The organism is Campylobacter concisus (assembly GCF_902460595.1).
GTDB classification, from domain to species: Bacteria; Campylobacterota; Campylobacteria; order Campylobacterales; family Campylobacteraceae; genus Campylobacter_A; species Campylobacter_A concisus_BL.
Window position 1 is genome coordinate 92,388 of the sequence record NZ_CABPVA010000005.1, and the last position, 5,079, is coordinate 97,466.

The 5,079-nt window shown below is 39.8% G+C and carries 1 protein-coding gene and 1 rRNA gene; both read left to right on the forward strand.

Features of this window, described 5'->3' with window-relative positions:
* Nucleotides 1-4,478 (forward strand): Ig-like domain-containing protein (locus tag F3G86_RS09180; protein WP_188116450.1); only part of this gene is annotated, 4,478 nt, incomplete at its 5' end.
* Between the two features lie 387 nt (nt 4,479-4,865).
* Nucleotides 4,866-5,079, forward strand: a 16S ribosomal RNA gene (locus F3G86_RS09185); the annotation flags it as partial.

The following is a 5,079-nucleotide window of genomic DNA, read 5'->3' on the forward strand; positions in this document are numbered from 1 at the left end:
CAGATCCAAATACCACTGTAATTGTTGAAATTCCTGGTCATACCCCAGTTACAGTTCCAGTAAATCCTGATGGTACATTCTCTGTTCCTACACCAAATAATGAACCACTAAAACCAGGTACTGAGGTAAAAGTTACTCCAAAAGATGATGCAGGCAATGGTACTCCAGCTACTACTCCAGTATCAGACGTAACTACCCCAACAGTAACTCTAGATCCAATTAACAACACTTCAACAGTAGTAACTGGTAAGGTTCCAAATCCATATCCAAATACCACTGTAACTGTTGAAATTCCTGGTCATACCCCAGTTACAGTTCCAGTAAATCCTGATGGTACATTCTCTGTTCCTACACCAAATAATGAACCACTAAAACCAGGTACTGAGGTAAAAGTTACTCCAAAAGATGATGCAGGCAATGGTACTCCAGCTACTACTCCAGTATCAGACGTTGTGCCGCCGCAGGTAGATCTCACTCCAAAAGCTGACGGCACAGTTGATGTAGTGCCTCACGACAATGACGCGACAAAGGTTGAAATTTCATACACAGATAATGGTGGTAACACGCAAACTATAACCGTGGTCAAAAACCCAAGTGCTGGCTGGGTTGTAGATAGCACTCCTGGCAAGACGACAGCTCCAACAGGTACTTTCAAACTTGATCCACATAGTGGCAAGGTCACTATCAGCGACGATGCGACAAAAGACGACACTCCAGTGATCGCAAAGGCTACTGATGGTGCTGGCAATACAGCCACAGGCGAGACTACTGCTCCAGATAAATTTACTATCAAATTTAATGATGATGCAGATGGCAACGGCACTATCACAAGAGGTGAGAACTATGCTGAGGATGGTGCGAAAGCTACTGCAACTATCAGCATACCAAACCTTGCAAAGGACGGCAGCAAGATCCACGTTATAGGCACTGGCATAAATGACTATTACACAGTTCATAAAGATGCTAGTGGCAATATTACAAGCGTTATAGATACAAAAGGAAACAATGTATTTGACGGCGATAATGGCATAAAGGTTAGCTACGACTATAACCACTATCAAACAGCCCTCGGAAATGCAGCTAGTATCACAGCTGAGCTAGAAGGCACAACCCTTAAAGCTACTTCAAGTGTTAAATTTGAAAATGTTGGTAAGGCTGAAGTTAAATTTGTTGAGCTTGATGAGCATGGCAATGTTCTAAATGAAAAATCAGATCAAATAACAAATCAAAATAGAAATACAGCTATGCTAGATGGTGATATCAACCACACTACAGCACGCATCTCACTACCTGAGAATGTTCAAGATGGCGATATCGTAACTGTAAAATATGGATATGGACCAGATGCAGCCTCTCTTGCAAAAACAGGTGGCACAGATACGACTGCTTATAAATATTTCTTAGTTCATAAAGCAGCTGATGGCTCTATGACGGTTGATCAGATCACTTCAGCTGATGATAAGACAGTTATCAAATCAGGTCTTACATCTACAAATGGTGCTGGCGAGAAATTTGGTATAGATATCCACGATATGCCAACAACTACCTATAATCTTACGCACTCACGTGGTATAGAAGTGACCGTAAAAGGTGATGACTATGCAGATAAATCTAGTGGAGATACATGGATATTTAGAGATAGCATGGAGGCTCCAAAGGTTGAATTTATAGAAGGCAATAAAATTTATGATCCAAGTGTTTCAGGAAGTGGCTCAGGCGCACTAAATGCTGGCATAAGCGTAGCTGACGCTATAAAAGATGGCGATATCAGCCACACTACAGCTCGCATAACATTGCCAAAAGTGTTCTCGGACGGTGACAAACTAACAGTTGCTGTAACTGACTACAACAAAATTTATGCCGACACTGGTGTAAAACAATATCCAGCAAATAACCCAGAGCCAACATTTGTTAAGGCATTTATCATTCACAAAGCGGCTGACGGCACTGTGACTTTTGACGAGGTCGATGCAGCTGGCAATGTCACACATGCAGGCATCCCAGCGCTAAATAACAACGCTATCGAAATAACTGGCGTGCCACTATATAATATGTATGAAAATGGCGTTTTGAAGTCAGATTATGTCCATGCAACTGGTGTTGATGCGACTATCACAGACCACCTTAACCTAAATGGTAACGATAGTGGAAGCAATACAGGTTATGCATTCTTAGCAAACGTAAATGTTGTCACTATCACAGAGGTGATCGACGATGTTGCAGGCGGTATAGATCACGGCAATGTCAAAGATAATGACGTAGTAGTAAATGGCGTAACTAAAAAAGGGCTAACAAACGACAGCACTCCGACATTTAACGGCAAAGCAGATCCTAACTCAGTAGTAGAACTATATGATGGCACGACTAAGATAGGCAGTGCAACAACTGATAAATTTGGCAACTGGTCTATCACTCCGGCCACTCCACTTGGTGAAGGCGCTCATAGTATCACAGCTTCATCTCCAGCTACAAACGCGATCAAGGCCTCTGACCCAGCTACTATAACAGTAGATACAAGTACTAAGGTTACGCTTGATAGCGTTACAGATGATGTTACGGGTGGCGTTGTAAATGGCAATGTTAAGGGCAATGATGTGACAGTTGAAGGCAAAACACTAAAAGGCCTAACAAATGACAACACACCAACCCTATCAGGCAAGGCTGAAGCTGGCTCAACTGTAGAGATCTTTGATGGTACAAACAAGATCGGTCAAGTAGAGGCAAAAGCTGATGGTTCTTGGAAATTTGAAGTAAGCACTCCGCTTAGCGACGGCGAGCATGAGCTTAAGGTAAAAACTACTGACAAAGCTGGCAACACAGCCGAAGCTGATCCAGTAACCATAACTGTTGATACGAAGATAGTGGATGCAAGAGTTGAGTTTATCGAGGATAAAAACAATGATGGTAAATTTAGCTGGAATGAAAATCTTACCAATGAGCATCCTGGACGCTTATCTTGGAAGGCGATCATCCCACAAGACGGCTCTGTAAAAGCTGGCGATATATTCCACTATAAATGGGATGAAACTGGTTGGCATGAGCGCCCAGTATCTCAAGCTGAAATAGATAGAGGCTATATGGGCGAGATGAAAAACAACCAAGTTCAGGAAAACGGTAAAATAGGTGTTTATGGTATAGGATCTAATGGTGACTCTTATGTTGCAGAGGCTTATTTTAGTGATGCTGCTGGAAATATAGGCAAAAAAGGTCAAGATGAAATAGTGTTTGACTTTACTGGTGCACCTCGAACAAAATTGGATGCTAGTGCTATTTATGGAAATGGAGATGAGACATTCCTGCTTTTTGATCATGGAAGAAAGAGTGATCAAAACATCACTGAAGCAGCTAAAGGGAAAACTGTAGAAATATATGTTAAAACATTTACCCATGGCGCAAAAGTTAAATTAGACAATGGTGATGATATTGTAACTGTCAACAATAAACATGGCTGGGGTTGGATAAATGAAGACTCGAAGCTAGATTTAGGTAGAGGTAACAATACACTAAATGTAGGTACAAATATTGACAAATCAACAGTTACAGCAGGAAGTGGCGATGATGTTGTAACCGTTGGTAAATGGCAACACGCTGGCGATAGCTATATAACAAATCACTCTAACATAAATTTGGGTGATGGTAACAATAAATTAACGGTTGGCACAAACATAGATAGCTCTAAAGTTGCAACTGGTAGTGGAGATGATGTTGTAGAAGTTGGCGGCTATATATTAAATGCTAGTGGAAAAATAGCCGGAACCAATGAAGAGTATGGTGTAAATTTAGGTAATGGTGACAATAAACTAACCGTTGAAAATTATATTAAAGGAAGTATAGTTACAACTGGCGATGGGGATGATATAGTAAATGTTGGTAACTACGTAACAAACTCTACTATAAACTTAGGCGACGGAGATAATGCTTTAACTGTTGAGTCGTGGATAAATGGTGACACTAAGATTATCTCAGGAAAAGGTGCTGATACTATTAACGTTGATAATGATTTTGATAAATCTACCCTCTTAACTGGCGCTGGCAGTGATAATGTTACTATTGGCGGAGATGTAAAAAATAAATCATCATTGATAGATTTAGGTGCTGGCGATGATACTATAGCCGTTGGTAATATTGAAAATGGTAAAATCGATGGCGGAGATGGCTATGACAAATTAGCTATTACCAACCCAGGCAGATCTATAAATTTAGATAGCATCGCAGATCATGCACATAACTTTGAGGAGCTTAATATCTCTAACAAGAGCCAAAATACTACTTTAAGCGTAAAACTAAGTGATGTCATAAGCTTAACAGAGGGTGACAATACGCTAAAAATAACAGCTGATGCTGGAGACAAAGTAGAATTTAAAGATACTGGCTGGCAAAAGGGTGCATCAACTGACGGCTATACCGCATATACAAATGATACTAGCGGAACAACTGTTACTGTCGAGATCAAAGACGAAGTAACACAGCCTATGTAGTCATAGATGTAAATTTACTGCTAAATTGCAGTGCTAAATCGAAATGGAGAGCAAGGAAGCTCTCCAAATTTATACCTCAAAAATAAAATTTAAATTTATAAAATATTTTGCAATTATTTCAACTATCTTTAAGCATCCCTCATATATAATTCCAGCTCACGAAACGAGAAACCACCTTTAACTTCAACGTTAATAAAGCCTTTTTCTTATCGTTGTTCTTTTAACTTTCAATTGTTAAACTATTAGTCAATCTTTGAAATCTAAACAAGTGATCGATTGAGCCAGTCTATTATGATTAAATAATAGATTAGACAAACTAATATAAAAACTAAAAGTTTTTTGATTAAAAACTTCATAATAAAAATCCTATCTATTAGATAGGTAATTAATATGGAGAGTTTGATCCTGGCTCAGAGTGAACGCTGGCGGCGTGCCTAATACATGCAAGTCGAACGGACAAGTAAGAGCTTGCTCTTATGAGTTAGTGGCGCACGGGTGAGTAATGTATAGCTAATCTGCCCTACACTAGAGGACAACAGTTGGAAACGACTGCTAATACTCTATACTCCTGTCTGACATAAGTTAGATAGGGAAAGTTTTT